At 56.6% G+C, this 21976-nt stretch carries 16 protein-coding genes, 1 tRNA gene and 1 pseudogene; 8 read left to right on the forward strand and 10 right to left on the reverse strand.

All coding sequences use genetic code 11. From position 1 onward, the window contains the following. Nucleotides 1-71: 71 nt before the first annotated feature. From ABF859_RS02385 to ABF859_RS02395, 3 genes are read right to left on the reverse strand one after another with little or no spacing between them, the layout of a single operon-like run. On the reverse strand, nt 72-1031 hold the full coding sequence (locus ABF859_RS02385; protein WP_415525803.1) for an N-acetylglucosamine kinase: 960 nt from the start codon (nt 1029-1031) through the stop codon (nt 72-74). 33 nt (nt 1032-1064) lie between these two features. Continuing rightward, entirely contained in the window at nt 1065-2369 is a 1305-nt protein-coding gene (locus tag ABF859_RS02390) for a D-tagatose-bisphosphate aldolase, class II, non-catalytic subunit (protein WP_415525805.1), read from the reverse strand. A gap of 2 nt (nt 2370-2371) precedes the next feature. Next, nucleotides 2372-3325, reverse strand: a complete 954-nt coding sequence (locus ABF859_RS02395) for an SIS domain-containing protein (RefSeq protein WP_415525807.1) — start codon at nt 3323-3325, stop codon at nt 2372-2374. A 269-nt stretch (nt 3326-3594) separates the two neighbouring features. On the opposite strand from ABF859_RS02395, the gene ABF859_RS02400 reads away from it, so the two are divergent. The 4 genes and pseudogenes from ABF859_RS02400 to ABF859_RS02415 all read left to right on the forward strand — a co-directional run. Next, entirely contained in the window at nt 3595-4374 is a 780-nt protein-coding gene (locus tag ABF859_RS02400; protein WP_415525809.1) for a DeoR/GlpR family DNA-binding transcription regulator, read from the forward strand. A gap of 291 nt (nt 4375-4665) precedes the next feature. Next, nucleotides 4666-7032 (forward strand): TonB-dependent receptor, encoded by a 2367-nt coding sequence (locus ABF859_RS02405; protein ID WP_415525811.1) that lies wholly within the window; start codon nt 4666-4668, stop codon nt 7030-7032. 12 nt (nt 7033-7044) lie between these two features. Further along, the gene (locus ABF859_RS02410; protein ID WP_415525813.1) at nt 7045-8214 is read left to right on the forward strand and encodes a histidine-type phosphatase; all 1170 of its coding nucleotides are present in this window, start codon (nt 7045-7047) and stop codon (nt 8212-8214) included. Between the two features lie 146 nt (nt 8215-8360). After that, nucleotides 8361-8559 (forward strand): annotated as a pseudogene (locus ABF859_RS02415) (transposase); the annotation flags it as partial. A 236-nt stretch (nt 8560-8795) separates the two neighbouring features. On the opposite strand, the gene ABF859_RS02420 reads toward ABF859_RS02415, so the two are convergent. From ABF859_RS02420 to ABF859_RS02440, 5 genes are read right to left on the reverse strand one after another with little or no spacing between them, the layout of a single operon-like run. Further along, nucleotides 8796-9941, reverse strand: a complete 1146-nt coding sequence (locus tag ABF859_RS02420) for a hypothetical protein (RefSeq protein WP_415525815.1) — start codon at nt 9939-9941, stop codon at nt 8796-8798. A gap of 43 nt (nt 9942-9984) precedes the next feature. Then, nucleotides 9985-11406, reverse strand: a complete 1422-nt coding sequence (locus tag ABF859_RS02425) for a c-type cytochrome (protein ID WP_415525817.1) — start codon at nt 11404-11406, stop codon at nt 9985-9987. Beyond that, nucleotides 11403-13061, reverse strand: a complete 1659-nt coding sequence (locus tag ABF859_RS02430) for a GMC family oxidoreductase (protein WP_415525819.1) — start codon at nt 13059-13061, stop codon at nt 11403-11405. The genes ABF859_RS02425 and ABF859_RS02430 overlap by 4 nt, the downstream gene beginning before the upstream one ends. Nucleotides 13062-13063: 2 nt before the next feature. Beyond that, a complete protein-coding gene (locus ABF859_RS02435; protein WP_415525821.1) occupies nt 13064-13732 on the reverse strand; it encodes a sugar dehydrogenase complex small subunit in 669 nt (222 codons plus the stop codon). A gap of 43 nt (nt 13733-13775) precedes the next feature. Beyond that, nucleotides 13776-14270 (reverse strand): GlcG/HbpS family heme-binding protein, encoded by a 495-nt coding sequence (locus tag ABF859_RS02440; protein WP_415525823.1) that lies wholly within the window; start codon nt 14268-14270, stop codon nt 13776-13778. Nucleotides 14271-14710: 440 nt separating this feature from the next. Between ABF859_RS02440 and ABF859_RS02445 the strand changes: the two genes are divergently transcribed. Further along, nucleotides 14711-16336: a carbohydrate porin gene (locus ABF859_RS02445; protein ID WP_415525825.1), complete on the forward strand. Its 1626-nt coding sequence runs from the start codon at nt 14711-14713 to the stop codon at nt 16334-16336. A 94-nt stretch (nt 16337-16430) separates the two neighbouring features. Here the strand turns inward: ABF859_RS02445 and ABF859_RS02450 are convergent, their stop codons facing one another. Further along, a complete protein-coding gene (locus ABF859_RS02450; protein WP_415525827.1) occupies nt 16431-17414 on the reverse strand; it encodes a LacI family DNA-binding transcriptional regulator in 984 nt (327 codons plus the stop codon). Nucleotides 17415-17624: 210 nt separating this feature from the next. Here ABF859_RS02450 and ABF859_RS02455 point away from each other — a divergent pair, with 210 nt between their 5' ends. The 3 genes from ABF859_RS02455 to ABF859_RS02465 are packed head-to-tail and all read left to right on the forward strand — an operon-like array spanning nt 17625 to nt 21440. Further along, entirely contained in the window at nt 17625-18323 is a 699-nt protein-coding gene (locus ABF859_RS02455) for a gluconate 2-dehydrogenase subunit 3 family protein (protein ID WP_415525829.1), read from the forward strand. A gap of 13 nt (nt 18324-18336) precedes the next feature. Further along, nucleotides 18337-20115: a GMC family oxidoreductase gene (locus ABF859_RS02460; protein WP_415525831.1), complete on the forward strand. Its 1779-nt coding sequence runs from the start codon at nt 18337-18339 to the stop codon at nt 20113-20115. Beyond that, nucleotides 20112-21440 (forward strand): c-type cytochrome, encoded by a 1329-nt coding sequence (locus ABF859_RS02465; RefSeq protein WP_415525833.1) that lies wholly within the window; start codon nt 20112-20114, stop codon nt 21438-21440. Before ABF859_RS02460 ends, ABF859_RS02465 begins: the two co-directional genes overlap by 4 nt. Before the next feature lie 459 nt (nt 21441-21899). Here the strand turns inward: ABF859_RS02465 and ABF859_RS02470 are convergent. Further along, nucleotides 21900-21975 (reverse strand) — tRNA-Glu (locus ABF859_RS02470). Nucleotide 21976: the final 1 nt, after the last annotated feature.

Here is a 21976-nt window from a genome sequence, read left to right on the forward strand (position 1 = left end):
TTCCGTGAGCCTGAGGCCCGGGGCGTTGAAAAGGAACCGGAGGAGGGCGCGAACCCGGTGTGTGTACATGATCAGTTGCCCAGACCGGCATGGTCCAGTGTGTCGGCGAGCCGGTCGATCCAGTTCGCATCTACAGACCAGCCCGCCAGTCTGGCCGCCGACAGCAGGCCCCCTCCGATCGGGGGCAGGCGGGGAGTGACCGGAGTGCCGCAGCGTTCGGAAATGGCCTCACGCAGGAGTTGGCTCTGGAGGGTTCCCCCCGCATAGCTCCAGGGAAGCTCGGGGCGCCCCAGTCTGCGGCGCGCTGTCTGGACGTGAGCGGCGAGTTGCGTGGCGGCTTCACCCATGATGCGGGTGGCGGGCACGCAGTCCTGCTCCGCAAGTCGGGCAACGATCCGCGCCAGGGAGGCGACGGCGGACCGCTCATGCGTCAGGCTTCCGTACCATTCCAGAAGCGCCGGACCACAGCGCGCCGGATCGGACGGCAGGTCCAGCGCTTTCTGGATGGGCTCCAGAAAAGCGATATCCTGTGTATTTCGGCCATCCAGAAGCTCTGTCACCAGAGCAAGGGCTTTTCGGCCGATCCAGAAAGCGCTGCCCTCGTCCCCGAACAGGGAGCCCCAGCCGCCAACCCGGCAGTGATGTCCCTGACCATCCGTGGCCCAGGCCATGGAGCCGGTTCCCGAAAGCAGCAGAACGCCTTCCTGTCCCGCAAAGGCCCCGTTGCAGGCCATGTCCACGTCGTTGGTCAGGGACAGGGGAATGTTTTCGCAAAAGGTGCTGATCAGGCCACGCTGGTGCTGGTTGAGTGTCGCGCTTTCCCCAAAGCCGGCAAGGCCGAGGCCAGCGGCGCGGGTTTCAGGCGGAAGGCGGCTGAACAGACTGGAGAGGGTTTCGCGCCATAGCGGCTGGTCGAATGGGTTGGAGCCTCCCGCGCGGCCGATATCGGCAATCGTACCATCCTGCCGCAGAACGACCAGAAGGGTTTTGCTGCCTCCGCCATCCATGGCTGCAATAAAGGACTGACTCATGGAAATGCCCTCGCAAGTCACCGCTCGAATGGATCAGTATAGACGTTCACAGGTTTCCGGGGGAGCGCCACACGCCTGATCGTAGAGAGCAAGAACGGTATCGACAGCGGAAAGAATGATATCGCGGGGATGCCTCGAAAGACGCCCATCGCGGATTTTTTCATACTGGGTGGGTAGGAACTGGCTCAGAAGGGGATCGGGCAGGCCGGTCTCTTCAAGCTGGCGCAGCAGCGTCCCGACCGCGGCTTCCGCTTCAGGTCGAGGCCAGTAATACCGGATCCGGTCGCTATAGGCATAGTGCCGCAGAATGGCGCGCTTGGCGTCCGTTCCTTCATAATGGCCACGCCATTGGGCCGGGTGCTGCGTCATGATGCGTTCCATGACCGAGCGCAGACTTTCCTGCCCGGGCAGAAGGACAGAGCGGATGCTGTCCAGCCCATACAGGGCCTCGCGCAGGGCGAAGGTCAGGCCGGGACCGACCTTCAGCAGCAGAAAGCCGTCTTCCACGAGTGCGCGCAGGGCCGAAAGCGGCTGGTAATCGGTGGAATGGGCTTCGAAGATCTGCCCGGGCATCCGGTTCAGCGTTGCCGAAAGGGCCTGTGCGCGGGGCCGGTCATAGAGCACTACGTCTTCCACGCCGAACTCCACGCCCGGCTGCACGACCAGTCCGATCACCCGCTTCCAGACATCGTCTCCCAGAGTGCGGCGGAAGAGCGTCTCATGGATCTCACGTGTAGTCGCTGCGGCCTGAGGGGAGGTTGGTTCAAGATGGTCGAGTGCTTCGGCTGCACCACCGGGAACGGGCACTTCGGTTCCGATGATATAGACGGCCTGACCGGGAGCGACGCTTTCCGCCCGCTGTGCCAGGGCGCAGGCCCGTTCGGCAACGGTTTCATCGGCGAGAGCGACCGGTTCTCCCGCGCAGCCCATGCTGGCATCGAGATGCAGTTTGACGAAGCCGGCTCTGGCGAAAGCCTCGATCATGGTCAGAGCTTTGGCCATGGCCTCCTGCGGGGGGAGGGACTTCCATGGATTGGGACCAAGATGGTCCCCGCCCAGCAGGACGAGGTGCTCCGGGCAGCCGGTTTTCGCCGCAATTCCCAGAACGAGATCCCGGAAATCCGCCGGGGTCATGCCGGTATAGCCCCCGTCCTGATTGACCTGGTTGCAGGTCGCCTCGATCAGAACGGGTCGCCCGGTCCGGGCCGCCCGTTGCAGGGCTGCTTCCAGCACCAGGGGATGTGCGGAGCAGACGGAGGCCAGACCCTTGCGCCCTGCTGGCGGAACGGCCGGATCATGGGCCTGATGAACGAGGTTCAGAAACGGGGAAATGTTCATGGTCAGCCGATCGTCACGACTTTGGTGAGATGACGTGGTGCCAGTGTGTCCAGCCCCTTGGAGCGGGCAACATATTCGCCAAACAGCTGAAGCACGGGCAGGACCACCAGCGGGCGGACATCCGCGCCTTCCCGGACGGCGAGCGAGACTGTTCCCGGTCCTCCGATCCCCAGAACGCGAGCTCCCTTTGCCATCAGGTCTCTGGCGAGAATGCTTTCTTCTTCCAGCGTGTCGGGGTGGTACAGGAACACAACGAGGGACCTGTCATCAATCAGGCTGATCGGACCGTGACGGTATTCCAGCGGATGATGGGCTTCTGTCTGGCTCAGGCTCATTTCCTGAAGTTTCAGGGACCCTTCACGCGCGATGCCGTAAAGCGCACCGGCTCCCAGGAATACGAAATGGGAACGCCCTTCGATCAGCGGTCTGAGCTGGGGATCGGCCTCCGTGAGCAGGGCTTCGGCCGCAGCCGTGGTCTCGGCAGTGACGGGAATGCCGGCATAACGCAGACCCATCAGCAGCATCAAACTGGCTGAGGCCGTCATGACGATTCCCTCTTCGGGATGGGTCTCTGCCAGAACGGTTTCGTCAGCGTTCTTTTCGAGGCTCGCGCCTTCTGCGCAGGTGAACGCCGTAACGTGCAGGCCCTTCCTGCGGCTCTCGATCGCGGCAGCGACGGTCTCGGTGGATTCCCCACTGCGTGAAAGGGCAAGGATATTCGGCCGGATACGGGACGGGACATAGTCCTGGGGACGGCGCGTCCATTCATTGCCGGCTACGGCACGCGAGAATGCGCCGTGGGCATTCAGGCTGGCTGCGATGGAGTCCGCGATATGAACAGACGTGCCGCATCCCACCACGACCGTAACGGCTTCCGGATCAGGATGGACGTCCCGCATGTCCACCTTGTTCCAGAGGGGAAACTGTTCGCGGATGCCGCGTTCGGTAGCATTCATGAGAAATGGTCTTTCAGAAGGAAGGCACACAGCAGCAGACCTGCTTCGTAGGGAGTACATCCAGGAACCTGGGAGGCATACGGAGCACGATGGCAGTGAGGCTTTTTCAGGGCGTGGAGTTCTGTACCAGCTATAAAAAACGGCAATACGATCATGTCAACTCATATTGATGATTGTAAATGACGCATCCCGATCATCCCTCGCTTGCTTTTCAAAGAAAACCGGCGCGCTTACAGTGTTTGAGGCAAGGCCAGTGAGGGAGAATGATCTTGGCATCCGACCGTTTGATGCAGATTCGCCATTATCTTTATCTGAATGGAATGACTGGCGTTCATGATCTTGCGAGGGAGGTCGATGCGTCCCTGGCGACCATCCGCCGGGATCTGCAACGCCTTGAAAAACAGGGAATTATCAGCCGAACCCACGGAGGTGCCGCGCTGGCGGATTCCGTAGATCGCGAAGTAGCATTCGAGACCCGTGAGAGTCAGGCGCTGGACCACAAGCGGGCGATTGCGGATGCGGCCTTTCAACGGCTGAAGCGGGGATCGGCCGTCTTTTTCGACGCGGGGACAACCGTGCTTCAACTGGCACGGCGTCTGCGCATTGATCCCATGCCGCTGACGGTATTCTCCAATAACATCACGGTTTCCGAAACATTGAGCGGAATCGATGGAGTGGAGATGATTCTGCTGGGGGGGCGTCTGCGTCATGCAAATCGTAGTCTGGTAGGGATTCTTGCCGAGCAGGCGATTGAAAACCTGTGGTTCGACCAGGTGTTTCTCGGGACGAGCGCGGTACAGTCCGATGGTACGATCTCAACGCCGGACAGCGAAGAAGCGACCCTCAATGCGGCCATGATGCGTCGAACGGAAGAGTGTTTCCTGTTGACCGACAGTACGAAATTCGGTCGGCGCTCCACCTATAGAGTCGGGCATCTGGATCAGGTCTCATGTGTCTTTACGGATACCGAACTCGATGATGCCCAGGTTCTGGCGCTCCGGGAACATGGTCATACCATTGTGCTGGCCAGCCATTCGGCCGCTTCATGAAGCCATATCCGGTTTCTGCTGCATAAGGAGTCGTTTTCTCTCCGAGCCTGTCGTGTTCTCCCCCACTTTTTGTAACTGATATGCGCCGAAAACGCCGCTTTCCTCTCAGGGACGCGGCGTTTTCGTGTTTTTCAGACATGGAATACGCCAAAAACAATCAGATAACATCATAATTAAGAACTATTATGGTTGTTCCGTATTGATATCAATTCGGAATCGAGCCTAACCTGTGTCTGTTCGTACCCTCTCCCGGGTGACGGTCTCATTTTCAGAAGGCTACGGATCAATCGCATGTCCCACACACGCTTGCTTCTCCTTGGTTCCGTTACTCTCCTTTTCCCTCTGCATGAGGTCAGTGCCGCAACGAAAAAAGCGTTGAGCGCCCATGCGGCCGCCAAGGTCGCGCAGCCAGGGTCTGTGCAGTCCAAAACTGCAGAAACCGTCAGTGTTCATGCAGGGATCGGCAGTAGCACGGGAGTGACCAATACAACGCCTGGTGGTGGTCTCATGGCGGTGCAGACCGCCCCCAAGGTCCAGAGCGGCGTCACACGGGATTACATTGCCAAGCAGAGCCCAACAGCCAATCCGCTCACACTGATTCAGAACCTTCCTGGTGTGGTGTCATCCGGCGTGGATCCGTTTGGTGCATCGGATCAGATGGGTCTATCCATCCGGGGCATGGATCAATCGGAAATCGGATTTACCTTCGAGGGTATGCCGGCTGCTGATCCAATCAGTTATGTCCCCCTGTCATCCACTGTCGCTGATACGGAAAACATTGGTTATATCAATGTGGCGCAAGGGGCCCCAGATCTGAGTGCACCGCTTTACAATGCGGTCGGCGGGCAGATTACGGAAGGTCTGCGTGATCCGTCACACAAGCGCGGTGGTCTGCTGGATCTGGCATATGGTACCAGCAGTCTTCGGCGCGAGTTCATCCGTCTGGAAACAGGCGACATCGGCAATTCCGGTGTGCGCGGCTTCCTGTCCTTCTCCTATCAGACCGCGCATAACTGGCGTGGCGCGGGCGGGATGAAGCGTTATCATGTCGATGCGAAATTCGTGAAGGACTGGGAGAATGGCAGCAAGTCCGGGCTGGTCGTCACCTTTACGCGCCCAACTTCAACCTATCTGCGTCCGCCCAGCATGTCGCAGTGGAACACCCAGGGCGTCAATTTCAATTATGCCGACACCTACAAGTTCGGAGACACGTCGTATTACGGGCTGGTTCTGCACCAACGCAACTCGGTTATTGCCACCGCACCGCAGGACATCAAGTTCCGACATGGCCTGAGTCTGCATGTCACGCCGTTTTTCAGTCATTACTGGGGGTTTGGCAATGGTGGCACGACGCTGAACGAGTCCTCGACCTATCTGGGGAACCAGTATGCGGGTCAGTTGAATCTTCCGTATTCGCAGAACGGCGTTGCGACGGCGGCGACGATCGATACCTATGAACAGGATACGGGGGGCCTGAACACCTATGGCGAGTGGAAAACCCAGCATAATACGCTTCAGTTCGGTGACATGTATTCCTACATGAATGCGGTCGAGGGATCGGGTTTCCAGATCGCGGATTTCAACGGAAACATTGCCAGCCCGACGGGGAAGAGCCCGGTCTATACGGCTTACGGGCAGAAGCTTGAGCAGTGGGATATCCACTTCCTTCAGCAGGTTAACGCGCTGTATGTGAGCGATACCTACAAGGCGTTCCATGACCGGCTCACCCTGAATGCGGGGTTCAAGGAAGCCATGGTGTCGCGCAAGGTGACGCAGCTTATCCCGGGCGCGACCTACAACACCGGCGACAACAAGGCCGAACCGCTGCCCCAGCTTTCGATGAGCTTCAAGATCACGCCGCATGATCAGGTGTTCTTCGACGCCTATACGGCCTTCCGCGATCCTTCGGCCATTCTGACTTATGTGGATACGTTCAATACCTCGACGGGTAAGATGAACCGTTCCCACAGCAGCAACCTGGCCGCCGAATATTCCATAGGCGAGGAACTGGGCTATCGTCATACTGGGCTGGTCAATGTCTCGGCCGCGCTGTTCAACTACAACATGACGAACCGGCAGATTTCCTCGACGGTATTCATCAATGGTGTCGCCACATCCGCGTCTATCAATGCAGGTGGCCAGACAGTTCGTGGTGCCCAGTTCGAGGCTTCCCTGCGACCATGGCATCATTTCAGCCCCTATATTTCCGGGCAGTATCTGCATGCCACGATGGACAACAACTTCTGGAACGGAACGGTCATGTTGCCGACGGCTGGCAAGAGGGCTGTGAAAAGCCCGACTTTCACCGGTGCGCTTGGCCTCTCATATGATGACGGACATTTCTTTGGGACATACACCATGAATTATGTCGGATCGCAGTATTCGACGTTTATGAATGACGAGAAGGTGCCGTCCTATTTCACAGCGAACCTGTCTCTGGGCTATCGTCTGCCGGATCTCGGTTTCACGAAGCATCCACAGATCCAGATCAATCTCATCAACATGGGCAATGGTGGCTATCTCTCCGGTGTGTCGGGTGTGACGACCAATGCCAAGACTGCGACGGCAATCGGAGGCGCCAAGGTCGCGGGAAGTGCACCGAACTATTTCGTGGGCAGTGGCTTTGCCGGCGTTCTGGGTTTTACCACCGGTTTCTGAGTGGAGTTTGTCATGACACGATGTCTTCTCGGGTTTTCCTCTATCCTTCTTGCCCTGTATGCTGTTGGTACTCCCCCATTGGCTGACGCGCAGGACAGGGTTCTGGCCGAGGTCGTGGTCATGCGGCATGGTATCAGGGCACCGATCCTGCCAGGCGTTTCCACGCCTCCTCTGACGCAGCGCCCCTGGGTGCGATGGGAAAGCGGCCCGGGACAACTGACATATCACGGACGTCAGGTCGTGAATATTGTAGGACAGTTTCAGAGAAGGACATGGCGTCGGATGGGGCTTGTGCCCGCTGATTGTCCTGTACCGGAAGCTCTTACAGTCATTGCTGATACAGATCAGCGCACGCTCGATACGGCACAGGAATTTGTGGGCGCGGCTTTTCCGACCTGTAATATTCCGGTGACGCCTGCCACGGCTCTGTCGGCAAATCCGTTCAGGCCTGTCGAGACTGCAGAAACGCTCCGGACAGCCACGGTTGCAATGTCATGGGCGCTGAAAGGCTTCCATCCGGATCCGGTCATGGTGACAACCATGAAGGAGTTCGGTGAAGTTCTGGGAAACCCGGACTGGAATGCCGCGCCCGGCAAAGTGAGTGCTGTCGGTAATGAATGGCCGGTCCTGCGAGGGCCACTTCTGGCCGCATTTCAGGTTACGGACACGTTCATGATGGAATACGAGGAGGGTATGGCCGCGGGGTGGGGAAAGCTGAACGAAGCGGATGTCGAACGGCTGTTGTCGCTCAACACTCTTTATGCCCGCCTGACCCGTCGGGTCCCCGGGGTGGGGGAGCCGGAAACTGCTGTCATTGGCAGATTGATGAATGATGCTTTTGCTCAGTCAGTGAGCGGAAAACGGCATGTAACGCTCATTGTCGGGCATGATGATACACTCAATGCGCTGGCCGGAGAACTCGACCTCCATTGGCATGCAGCCGGCCTACCGACTGATATGCCGCTTCCGGCAGGGGCCTTCATTTTTGATCTTCTGGATGAAGGTCATCACCAGTTGAGCGTACGGTTCCGTTACAGCGTGCCGACTCTGGACGATGCACGTATGCCTGAGCAGCTTCAAAAGCAGGGTCCAGTTTCAGCCACGGTAAGTTCAAACCGGTGTAATGGAACGAAAGCCTGTCCTTACGAGATGTTCCAGAAGTTAATTCATGTTCACTCGTAAGCATTATAGCCAAGACATATTCAAATTGATTTTGCTCGCTGGGAGGCAAGAGAACTCAAGTGGATTATGAGTTACCGCTCTGTTAGGCTCAGGATCCATTGATTTGAGCATAGCAATCTGATTCAGGCTCTGTGAGGAGACTGGAAATGATCGACCTTTACTGGCTGATGGACGAACAGATGGATCGTTTGCGTCCTTTTTTCAAAAGCCACCGCCGCCCACGCCTTATGATCGCCGTGTGTTGAGCAGCATCATTTTTGTCAATTGGAACGGCCTGTGCTGGGGCGATACACCCCGGAATATGGGCCGCACAAGACGCTGTATAACCGCTGGGAACGTTGGGGCGCCATGTGTCTTTCCCGGGCGAGCCAGAGAAGGCACATGGACCGCTTCCCCGGCATGCCGGAAGTTCTGAAATTGGCGCTGCCTGCCTTTCCACCAGTCTTTTACGGGTGTGTGGTTTACCCATACAATCAAGGGGCTCAGAGCTGGCCCTGAAAGTTAGGGAGGACAGGCCTCTCTGCTCCGCGCGAAGAGCAGCAAAAAGGAACACCCAACCAGAAAAATGTCTCTGGTTCCTGTTACCGCAAGGTTTTTTCAAGGTCGGCACCGCCACCCGGGAGCGGGGTTTCGCCCGTCTTGCGGAGTTGAGTACCATTCCACGTCAGGGTCAGCAGACTACGATCCATGACACCCTGGACGAGGATATCATGACCATCTGGTGAGAAGGTCAGTCCCTGCGGCCAGAGTGTGCCGGGAGCCTGTGCCAGTGGTGTCAGATGACCGTCTCTGAATGAGAAAACCGTAACGATCCCCCGATCATGATAGAGTGGAGAGGCAGGGGAGAGTGCGGAGCCGTTCTGGGAGACGACGGCGACATACTGGCCATCCGGAGAAATATCGAGCCCTTCCGGCGCGTTGGGGACGGGAGTGCGCTGGATTTCCCGGATTGGTTCGGCGTTCAGATCCAGAACCGAAAGAGCGCCTGGCAACCCTTCACCATGGCCCAGCATTCCCATGACGGCGTAATGCCCGTCCTTGCTCAACTGGATGTTCCACGGTCCCGGTTTGATGTTCAGAGGATGAGGATCGACGGTAATCTGGTCGCCGTTGATATGGAGGGTGTAGACCTTGTCGGCCTGCCAGAGGCTCACAAGGGCGCGCTTTCCGTCGGGAAGGATGGCGAGACCTCCTGGAAAGCCGGAGACGGGCAGGGCAATAACACGCCGGTTGCTCAGATTATGTCCGTCAAACGTGAACCACGTCAGGACGCCGGATTTGCCATTGGCGACGAGAAGATGATGTCCGTCTGGCGTGAAGCGCAGGGTGGTCGCGCCGGGGGCAGACGCGACGCGCTGTATGATTTTCGGTTCTGGCCCGGAAATATCGATGACGGTGATCTCATCATCCGGAACGATTTTCCCGGCTTTCGGATCAGGCTTCGATGCAGCGGAGACGACAAGGATCTTGCCATCGGGGCTGAAGGTAACGGCGGTAGGCGGCCCGATGACGCTGGTAGGCACATTGATGCTCGTCCGGACTTTCCAGGCACCATCGGCTGTTTTTTCGAGGAACGACAGGGAATCTGACTTAAGGGGGTGTGGCAGCACCTGCACCCCGTTTTGAAGAATGGAATGCGCATCATTCGCCGACACCACGGTCTGGGCGTGGGTGGAGGAAGCGAACGCAAGCAGTGCGGCACAGGAAAGCAGGCACAGTCTTTGCATCTCTGGGGTCTCCTGGAGACGTTAGACGAAAGAGCCGAAAGCCTCAGGCCTTCGCCTTTCGGGAAAGTCGGATGAAGAAAAGAATGGCGGCGGCGAGGATCAGGGCTGCTCCGATCATCGCGGGGACTGTGAAAGCGCCCAACTGTGCGATAAGCGGCTTGGGACCACCGGAACGGATGAGCTTCACATCGTCAGGTGTGACTTTGACATTCGGATTGCCGAAGTGCTGTTCAACGTAATTACTGATATCGGCAATGTCCTGATCGGACAGTGAGTCAACATACGAGCCTGGCCCAAATCCCGGCATATAGGTCGTATGACCGTTGACCTCCCGCCGGACCCCCATGAGGATCGTGGTGATCAGGTTATCGGCAATGGGCGCGCCCAGGGCCGTATTATGGAAAAGCTGTGGGTAGTACCCGTCCGGGCTGCCCTGACCGGTTGGCCGATGACAGGCCGCACATTCTCCCGAGAAGAGATATTCGCCGCGACTGATCCGGCTGGCGGGCAGAGCGCGGTAGACGGACTCACGATTGGAAAATTTCCCATAGCTTTCGCGGGGGGCTTTGTCCTTGCTGTCCGAAATGGCCGGAACCTGCTTGATGTACGCCACCATGGCGCGGATGTCGGCATCGTTCAGATACTGGAAGCTGTGCTCAATGGCTTCCGCCATGGGGCCGCCTGCCTGAGCTTTTCCGGGGACATCGCCGGTCTTGAGGTAGCGGAAAAGATCTTCGTTGCTCCAGCCGCCAATACCGCTGACAGGGTCCGAAGTCACATTCGGTGCATACCAGGACGACAGCGATGCACCGGCCAGGGGGCTGCTTCCCTCTTCCGCCATCATGGCGTTGCGGGGCGTGTGGCAGGTGTCACAATGTGCCAGCGCATAGGACAGGTAATGCCCGCGATTGACTTCCACAGATTTGGAAGGATCGGGCTTGAAGCGCGTATCATCCAGGAAAAGGGCATTCCAGATCGCCATGGAAGCCCGGATATTATAGGGGAAAGGCAGAGCGGTTTTCTGTGGGCTGCTTTCGACCGGCTTTACCGATGACATGAAATAGACGTACAGGGCGTGGACGTCGTCATCTGTCAGTTTGGTATAGGACGTGTAAGGCATCGCCGGATAAAGATGAGCCCCGTCGCGCCGGATGCCTTCTCGTAAAGCGTGCGCGAACTCTTTCTCGGTATAGTTTCCGATGCCGTATTCTTTTGAAGGGCTGATGTTGGTCGAATAGATCGATCCAAGTGGAGACGCGATGCCATAGCCGCCGGCAAACGGTTTGCTGGAGCCGGGCGCCGTGTGGCAGGCTGCGCAGTCAGCGGCAATGGCAAGATAATGTCCGCGTTCGGCAACGGCCGTGTTGGGATCAGTGCCCTGAGCATGCGCAAGCGTGCCGGCCCCGAGGCTGATTGCAGCGGAAAGGACGAAATAACCGGAAATACTCAGGCGTTTCTGTTTCATGCCTGCCCCCGTGCGAAAGCGGCCTTGATGGAATCGGCGGCTTTCAGACCGAGCGCCGCCATGCTGAGCGTGGTGTTGACGACGCTGGCAGACGGCATTGCACCGCCGCCCGGAATCCACAGATTGGGGTGGTCATGGGCCCGGCAATCACCGTCAACGACCGAATCCTTGGGATCCCGGCCCATGATTGTTCCGCCCATGATGTGGTTGTTGGCGTTGTAATCTGTCGTGATGCGAAGCTCGGTCCCGCCCAGCAGGCCGGCAATTTCCTTGACCTGTGTGGTGACCGCGTTCAGCCCTTTGCGGACATAGTCGCCCACATCGTAATGGATGTCGGGGCAGGCCAGTCCCAGAGGATCCTTGCGGGTTTTGCTCAGTGTCAGGCGGTTTTCGGGGTCGGGAAGCGGCTCAAGGCTGATGGAGAGGTCAACACCACATGCAGCACGCCGGCGGATTTCGTCATCAAGCTCTTTGCCGACCAGGCCAAGTTTGAGGGCCTGTTCCGTTGCAGGAGCGACGCGGCTGATATTGTTGAGGATCATCTTGTTGGCTGAATATTCCCGCCGGAAATCTCCATCCCGGGGACCGACGATGCAACTGCTCTGTGCTGGGCCGCGGCCAAACCAGAGCGGCTCGTTAGCCAGAAAGGATGCGTGAACGCCCGAGTGGTCCATCATGTTGCGGCCCACCTGATCGGAGGAATTGGCGATGCCGTTCGGGTTGCGGGCATTGGCTGCAAGGAGCAGAAGGCGTGGGGTTTCGATACCATTGCAGGCGAGAACGAATGTCTTGCCGGTAGCCTTGTGGGACTGCCGGTGTGCATCATACCAGTGCACGGCCGTCACGCGGTTGTTTTCATCGGTATCAATACGATAGACGACCGCTTCGGCGATGGTGACAGCGCCTTTGGATTCAGCTTTTTCGATGTGCTGAATGCCATTGTACATGGCCCCGATGGGGCAGATGGGCTGGCAGTTGTTATTGCCGCAGCAGGCGGGGCGTTCACCGAACGGCTCGATGCTGCGTCCCTGTGGAATGGGCACCAGATGAAAGCCGTGGGGATTGACGATCTCAGCGACCCGACGGTCTCCATACCCGAACGGAATCATGTCCCGGGGGTAGGGGCGGCTCCGTTCCGGAGGGGATTGGAGAGATTTGTCGTGAGGGCCAGAAACCCCCATTTCCTCTTCGGCGCGGCAATAAAACGGTTCCAGCTCATTGTAGGAGATGGCCCAGTCGCGGCCTACGCCATAACGCGTTTTCATCTCGAAGTCGGAAGGAAGATGGCGCCAGCATGAAGCGGCCCAGTGCCACGTCGTTCCACCAACAGTACGAAGATAGCCCTGCTTGAAAGCTGATCCGTTGGGTCCCGACAGGCCCACATAATCATTGGGTGGGAAATATAAGGGTGCCTGAGCCAGTGGGGACTGGGGATAAAGCCCCTGAAAATCTGAATGGAGCCGGTTGTGGAACGACATGTTGCGCCAGTTTTCCACATATTCTGCGCGTTTGAGGCGCAGTCCTGCCTCCAGGATCAGTACGGAATGGCCAGCAGCAGCAAGTTCGTTTGCCACCATGCCGCCCACCACTCCCGAGCCGACGACAACGACATCCGCCGATACATCTCCAGAGGATGAAAAGTCCGGTTTGGCCATGGTTAGTGCTCCTGACGGGGTTTGGGAACGTATGGGGGAGAAGAGGGTGTGATGGGTTTCAAAGGCGGGGACTGCGGGGGAATTTTGCTTTCCACGCCAGGAGGGGCCGGGGGAGGCGGCGTCTTTGGAAGTGGGGCATGGATGGGAATGCCTAGTGCCGGTGGCGTTTCGGTCCACCATCCTGGACGTGCAAAGCAGTAGGTTGGGACTGGCAAGCCGTCTTTCGTGGGCTGGTACATGAGAGCATCGTAATAGGCGACCATGGGGGCACCCGTTCTGTCCTCGACTGAGCCGGTGTACCAGGCCGCATTGAGAGCCAGAAAAGCCTTCTTCAGATCGCCGGAGCGCTCGAGAATTTCATTGGGTTGGCCCCCTTGCGCCGTAACCGAAGCCAGTGCCTGGATTGTCGTCGCATAGCCAGGGAAAGTGGCCTGCATGGCAGAGCAGAGCCGACTGCTGAGGACTGGATTGAGATCCTGACGTCCTGTGATTGCCCGTGAGATGGCCAGAAATGTCTCGTCGAGCGGAGTGGCGGCAAGAGCGCCTGCCTTTCCAAGGACTGAACTGCCTGCAGCAACAGAGATACTGCCCATTATGGTGCCGAGCAGCAGGGAGCGGCGCCCCAAAACGGACTGCTGAACAGGAGAGGAAGGATGGCGGTCTTTGGTCATGCCCCGACTCCTTTTCCACGATGTTCCGCAATAGAGATCATTGTCATTTCAGGGCTCCCACCGCGGCAATGGCGGCATCGGCGTCCTGGGTATTGTTTCCCCCACTGACACCGATGCCGCCCATAAGCTGGGTATTGTGGAAAATAGGGACGCCGCCTCCTGCCGGCATGGCATGGGGAAGGGCCAGAACTGCCATTTTTCCGCCGCTCAGCGCCGCTTCGAAAGCGGATGACGGTCGTTTGTAAAAGACAGCGCTGACCGCCTTGCGTTGGGAAAGGTCGATACTGGCGAGCTGTGCTCCCGCCATACGCTCGACCAGAATGGGTTGTCCCGAAGCGTCAACAACAGTCACGACGATGCTCGTCTGGTTTGACGCGGCTCTCTTTTCGGCGGCGTGTGCCAGAAGGCGCGCCTGAGAAAGGGACAGGGTTGGGAAAGAGGTCTCTTCCGCTTGAACCACCTGCGGAATGACTCCAGCTCCGAGGATCACTGCACAACAGAGGCGTTGCAGGATTCCGCGAGTGTTCTTCGTGGACATGTTCCTGAATAGCAGCACGGGACGCGCCTTTCGGTCATATTTCGTAACGGCTAAACGGCATGTGCCACGAGAACAGAGAGTCCACCTAGATCGATCTAATTCACTATATTGTGACAAAGTGTGGAAAATTCCGGGATTCTTCCGCAACGAGAAAGCTGACTTTTCAGCGGCCAATGACGAGAAGGACTGCTATCTCAATGAAAAAACGTTGTTTTTCCTAATTCAAAATCCCGGAAAAATTTAGATCGCTCTAAATTCTTTTTTCAGGTTCTCAATGCCGTGAAGACGTCTTCACAGAATTCGTGATGATTGCCGGTATGGGAAATGCGAAAATTATATGGCATGCCGCTTCCAGAGAATATGCGAAGTACTGATTCTGCTTTGGATGATTCGATAGAGTAGATAAGTAAGAGCGTTAAGTATGATTCACTGGAACGAAGATGTTTAAGAATAAGCTTATAATAAGCAATTCGACAGGACGCTCGTTTTATGCGCATAGAATCTGTAAAAAAATCTTATATGTCGTTTTGATTTATTGTGTTTCTGGTGGATTTCCCGTTCTTTTTGCGAAAGATCAGACCCAGACCCAGACCCAGACCCAGACCCAGACCCAGACCCAGACCCAGACCCAGAATTTGGGGCCGCAGCAAAATGCTTCAACGCCGTTGAATTCGGTTCAGCAAAATGCTCCGCCTCAGTCCTCCATTGCTCCAGGCATTTTCACCACATATCCCGCCCCCCCTTTGTCTCCTCCGCATGCAGCGCCTTCTGCAATCACAGAAGGACCGCCTTCCATTTTCCCGGACTTTTTCGGCATGACCCCGTGGTTAAGAAAAAACGGTATTGGTTTTCATTTTGACAATACAAATGAATATGCTGGGGCATTGCAGCATCCAACAAGAGGCCCTCATTATGGAAATTACAGGGATGGTTCCAGTAATGCCGGGCAATATTCAGCAAATCTTATTGTTGACTGGGAGCACCTTGCAGGCATCAAAGGTTTTGTGACTCGCATGACGACCATTGGTCGCTATGGAACAACCGCTAACCGGATGTTCGGTGACTGGCTGGCGCATAGCTCTGAAATTTACGGCGGAGGAGGGAACGTGGTGGTCCATCTCGTCTCTTTGTATGGAGAAGAAAGTCTGTTTGGTGGCAGGTTTCTGATTGCGGGCGGCCGTATGTCCCAGATGTCCGATTTCGCATCGAGCCCTATTTTCTGTAGCTTTCAGAACAATTCTTTCTGCGGGCGTCCGAAGGCGGCTGCGGATAGCACCTATTATGGCAGCTACCCTGCGGCGACATGGGCTTTTCGCATGAAGGGCCGCCCCCGCAAGGATCTTTACATCCAGGCTGGCGTCTATTTCGCCGAAAACGGGATCTATCAGAACTATCAGCACAGGACGGGATTTAAGTTCAACGGCGCCAATATCGTTGGATATGAAATTCCGATCGAAGCTCAATGGGAGCCACATTTCGGCCCCCATCATGATCTCCCTGGTCATTACAAGCTGGGATTTGTTTATGATGATGTGAGCCGTGCTGATAATTATTATAATACTGTCGGGCAGTCTTATTATGTGCATGGTGGTAAGCATTTAATGAGAAATTCTGCCTGGCAGACATATTTCATGTTTGACCAGAAATTAATGAACTATCCTGGAAGGCCCAAGACTGCTGGTCTAACTTTTATGGGGGGGTATATTTACAACTCTCCGCACACTGCCGTTCGTGATTTCGAGGTGTATGGCGCTCTCATGAGCCAGGGTCTTATTCCTGGTCGTCCAGAGGACATGTTCGGTGTGGCTTTTTCTTATGTCAGCATCGCACCTGGAACGCGTGACACGACCTTGGCCATGGTTGCTGCGGGGGACTATGCGGGGATGCCGAACCATGCAACAGGCGTGCAGACGAACGCCGAGGTTCTGGAAGTCGATTATTCCATAAATGTGATGCGCGGCGTAACGTTCCGGCCGGATTTTCAGTATTATATCCATCCCAATGGACAGGTCGGGTTGCGCAATTCAGCGATGCTGGGATTCAAGTCTTATGTGTCCCTTTTTTAGATCGATCTATGGGAGCCGGGTCATGAGCACTGCACATAGAACAACCGATCCGAGAATTTCCGGGGCTGAAAATTTTTCGGATGAGCCGACTGGATCAGGGCAGGGGGCCCCCACAGCTCTGACGGATCATCAACTGTCCGGAAACCAGGATACGGGTACTGGACGTGGTAGGATTGTCGATCCTGTCAAGCAACAGGCGCGCTGCATTGCGTCCGACTCCCACCGGATCCGTCACGATGGTGGTCAGGGTCGGAAAAGACACGGCGCCTTGAGGCAGATCGTCAGCTCCGATGACCGCAAAATCGCGTCCGGGCATTTTTCTTCTGGCCAGCAGATATCCCATGACGGACTGGGCGAGCATGTCATTGTAGCAGACGACTGCATCCGGTGGGGTGGAGGAGGCCAGAAGTTCGGGAAAACTACCCAGATCGGAGAGGTTCTCCAGATGCGTCGGGATGATCAGGTCGTGTTCCAGCTTGTGTTTTTTCAGGGTCTTTCTGAAGCCATCGAGACGTTCACGGGCAGCGGAATGAACTGGCCTGCCCCCGAGGAATACAATTTTCCGGCGACCGTGTCTGATGAGATGTGTGACTGCCAGGGAAATTCCGTCCGCGTAATCGGGCCCGACATAGTTGCCATTTCGCTGCGAGACGTGGCGGAGAACCTGAACGCAGGGCAGGTGAAGCCGCTCGATTTCAGCCAGAAGGGCGTCGGAACTTCCGGCAGCCGGACAGAGGATCAGGCCATCCACGCCGTGTTCGCGGAGGCGGCGGATCTGTCGCAGCTGTCTGTCGGGGTTTTCGGCGCTATTGACCAGAATGGCTACAATATTGGCGTCAACGATAACTTCGTCGATCCCCAGCATCAGTTGACTGTAGAACGGGCTGCCAATGTCACACAGGACCAGTCCGATCGTGCCGGTCTTCTGGCCGCGCAGATTTGCAGCGCCACGGTTGTAGATATAGCCCAGTTTATCCATCGCGCAGATGACGCGGTCTCTCGTCTCCAGCGAGACAAGGGGGCTGTCCCGAAGCACAAGCGACGCAGTAGCGCGCGAGACCCCTGCTTCAACTGCCACAGAATTGAGGGTTACTGCTTTTTTCATAACCCTCAGGCGGCCCTTAAAAGCTGCAATATATTAGAACTATTCAAAAGCGGACCTTTCCGAGAGCGGATATTCTTACCTTTGATCATTCCACACTTCCGAGTTTGCGGGAAGCGAAAAGGCTGAAGGGGTGATGGGCTGTTTTTCCATGTCGTCAGGTCATGTTTGTCATTGGAGCAAGAAATGAAAATTCCCCCTTCGACGCGGCGTAATTTTACGGCCGGTCTTCTTGGGTCAGCGTCATTCTGGATGTATGGCGGCCATAAAGTCTGGGCCGATGCTTTGCAGTCAGAGAGTGCGCAGTCATACAAACCTAAATATTTCAACCACGAGGAGTGGCTGTTCCTGAATGCCGCCTGTGCGCGAATATTTCCTGCGGATGCTCATGGACCCGACGCAGCACTGCTCGGGGCGCCTGAATTCATCGACCGGCAGATGGATACGCCTTATGGACATGGAGAGTTGTGGTACATGTCCGGTCCGTTTCGGGAAGGCTCTCCCAACCTGGGATATCAGCTGCCTTTGCCGCCTCGTGATCTCTATCGCCAGGCTATTGCCGCGGCAAATGCCTATGTCCGCGATCATCATCAGGGACAGACTTTCGTTCAACTGGCCATTCCGGAGCAGGTCGCACTTCTCAAGGTGTTCGAGCAGGGGAAGATGGCCCTTGGCGCCGTACCTGCCCACACCTTCTTCGAGCAACTGCGTCAGAATACGCTTGAGGGTGTTTTTTCCGATCCCCTTTATGGCGGCAACAAGGGCCTGGCGGGATGGACACTGCTCGGCTTTCCCGGCGCGCGCGCCGATTTCATGGACTGGGTCAATCAGAAGGGAGCGCCGTATCCGTTCGGGCCTGTTTCCATATCTGGCGAAACCGCCTGAGGATTTTTGAATTATGTGTGCGAAAAAAGTGGATGCCATCGTTATCGGTGCGGGTTGGGCTGGTTCCATCCTGGCCAAGGAACTCACGGAGGCAGGACTTTCGGTTGTCATGCTCGAGCGTGGTGATGAGCGTGCTACGGCAGTCGAGGGTGATTATCCAAGCTCCATTGACGAGTTGAGGGGGGCCATCCGTCACCGGCTTTTTCAGAACCTGTCCCAGTCTACGGTGACGATACGGAATACGCTGGATCAGGAGGCCCTGCCTTACCGACGTCTGGCAGCCTTCCTCCCCGGTGAGGGAGTGGGAGGTGCGGGACTTCACTGGTCGGGCGTTCATTTCCGTGTTGCTCCGGATGACCTGGCATTACGCACCAATGTTGTCGCCCGGTACGGAAAGAATTTCATTCCTGAGGGGATGAATCTTCAGGATTACGGCGTGACTTATGAGGAACTGGAACCGTTTTTCGATAAGGCGGAAAAAGTTTTCGGCACATCCGGAGAGCCTTACACCATCAACGGAAAGGTCGTGGGAAACGGCAACCGTTTTGCTCCTGATCGCTCCGATGCATTTCCGCTGCCAGCGATGGGAGAGGTCTATTCTGCCAGCCTGTTCAGATCGGCTGCCGCGAATGTAGGCTATCACCCCTATGCGCTTCCTGCCGCAAATGCCTCTGCGCAGTATACGAACCCTTACGGGGTGCAGATGGGGCCATGCAATTTCTGTGGGTATTGCAGCGGGTATGACTGCTACATGTATTCCAAGGCGTCTCCCAATGTGAATATTCTGCCTGCTTTACGTCAGGACAAAAAGTTCACGCTGATTACCAAGGCCCATGTTCTCAAGGTCAATCTCGATGCCGACAAGAAAAAGGCGACGGGTGTGAGTTACCTGGATCTGCGCACCAAAAAGCAGGTCGAACTGGATGCCGATCTGGTCATTATCAGCGCGTTCCAGTTTCACAATGTTCATCTCATGCTGTTGTCCGGGATCGGCCAGCCTTACGATCCGAAGCAGAACACCGGCACTGTGGGACGGAATTTCGTTTATCAGACGATCACGACGTCACGGGCGTGGCTGTCACCCAAGCAGTATACCAATCTTTTCGTTGGAGCGGGTGGCGCCGGCGTTGCCATTGATGACTTCAACAGCATGAACTTCGATCATGGGCCGCTTGGCTTTGTGGGTGGGTCGCCGGTCTGGGTCAATCAGGCTGGTGTGAAGCCGATTGCAGCGGCCGTCGGAGGGCCTGGCGGCAAGGCGCCAACCTGGGGAGAAGGGTACAAGGAAGCCATGGTCGATACCTATCGTCATTCCCTGACCATCGACGCCCATGGCAGCAATATGGCGTACAGGGACGTTTATCTTGATCTCGATCCCACCTACAGCAATGCCTACGGTCAGCCTCTGCTCCGGATGACGTTCAACTGGAAAGACAACGATATCCGGATGAATCAGTACGTGGTGGGTAAGATCGAACCCATCATAAAGGCAATGGGGGCGACCAGGTATTCACTCGGAATGCTGAAGGACGGAGAGGTTTTCGATACCCGTCGGTATCAGACCACGCATCTTGGTGGCGGGGCCATCATGGGAACCGATCCCAAGACAAGTTGCGTCAACCGATATCTGCAGAGCTGGGACGTCTCGAATGTTTTCGTGATCGGCGCCAGCGCATTTCCGCAGGGGATGGGATATAACCCAACCGGAATGGTCGCAGCCCTGGCATACTGGGCTGCCTATCATATCCGGACGACCTATCTGAAAAACCCAGGTCCGATGGTGCAGGCATGAAGTACGGTTTGTTCACCCGTGCAGCGTTTTTTGGCGTTGCCGCTCTGCTGGCAGGTTCGGTTTCTGAACTGCGTGCCGAGGATACGAGCGCCCTGATCACTCAGGGGAAATATGTCGCGGAAGCCTCCGACTGTAGTGCATGTCATACTGTGAGGGGCAGGGGCGAATTCGCAGGGGGGATGGAATTCAAGCTTCCTATTGGATCGATCTATTCATCCAATATTACGCCAGATCCTACACATGGCATTGGGGCCTATTCCGAAGCAGAATTCTCCCGTGCGGTCCGCGAAGGCGTACGTCGGGATGGGGCAAGCCTTTATCCGGCGATGCCGTTTCCTTCGTATGCCCGCATGAGTGACGGCGATATTCATGCCCTGTATGTCTATTTCATGAAGGGCGTGCAGCCCGTGGCGCAGGCGGCCCCGGCTAACGGCATTCCGTGGCCTCTGTCCATCCGTCTGCCCATGACCCTCTGGCGGGCGGTATTCTCTCCCTCTGTTCTGGCGGCTCAGAAGGATGTCAACCGGTCTCTGCCTAATGATGGAATAGGACGTGGGGCTTATCTGGTCGAAGGGCCGGGGCATTGCGGGGCATGCCATTCGCCTCGGGGCCTTGCCTTGCAGGAGAAGGCTCTTTCCAATAGCAGCGGGTCGCTTTTTCTCTCGGGAGGGGCAGCGATCGATGGTTTTGTACCAACAAGTCTGCGGCAGGATCAGCGTACCGGCCTGGCTGGATGGTCTGAAGACGATATCGTACAGTTCCTCGCTACAGGCCGTAACCGGCGCGGCGAAGCATTTGGAGGTATGACAGACGCTATTTTCCATGGAACGCAGCATCTGACGGATGCGGATCTCCATGCGATGGCGCAGTATCTGCTTTCATTGCAGCCACATCAGCCGACGCTATCGGCATGGCATTATGATCCGTCCGCTGCAACTGCGCTGCAGGCTGGAGATGCGTCTGCACAGGGTGCCAAGGTATATGTGGACCACTGCGCGGCCTGCCACCGTTCTGATGGTCGTGGATATGCTCCGGCTTTTCCGCCATTGGCCGGAAACCCCGTTCTCATGAGTGATGATCCTGCATCTTTGGTGCATGTGGTGCAAAGCGGTGCAGTTTTGCCAGGGATGACCAAAGCGCCTTCTGCCTTCGCCATGCCGGCATATTCAGGCATACTGCGCTCGCAGCAGATTGCTGATGTCGTTACTTTTATTCGTAAGGCCTGGGGAAATAATGCCGCTCCGGTAACCGCCGCAACGGTGGAAGAACTACAGAAATCGGCACCTGAGTCCACGATTCGAAAAGGTATTATTCCTTTGAATTAGACGCAGGCTTCATAAGCTGAACATGATGCGCGGGGAAAATGGCCGAAAAGAAGATTTTCGGCCATTTTCTGTGGAGCACCAGACAATGCGCGACCAGTTCCTGAGGACGCATCGGCAACAGCTTCGGGATCCTGTGATTGCTCCTCTGTAATCGGCTCCTACGGCCTGACCTGTTGATGGGCTTGTGCGATCTGGAGATCGCTCATGATCTTTCCGATCAGCAGGAGCGCAATATCTTGATTGCCTGTGAAGCAATAGTTCGCTGTATCGGGTAGCCATGGAGAAGGTCTGCTCAATCAGTCCACCGATGGGCTGGCAGCGGATCCGGACCTACCAAGGAGTGCCTGTCGCAAGCTCGACTTATCGTATCTGCGAGCGATCGCAGATGATTTTTCGCCGTAGTGGCCCAGTTGGACTATGACCTGCTTTGAGGGCACTCAAATTTTTGGCCGAAAGCTTTGGCGTCCCATAGGGGATTCGAACCCCTGTTGCCGCCGTGAGAGGGCGGTGTCCTAGGCCTCTAGACGAATGGGACG

It is taken from the genome of Gluconobacter sp., assembly GCF_047722525.1.
Taxonomy (GTDB): domain Bacteria; phylum Pseudomonadota; class Alphaproteobacteria; order Acetobacterales; family Acetobacteraceae; genus Gluconobacter.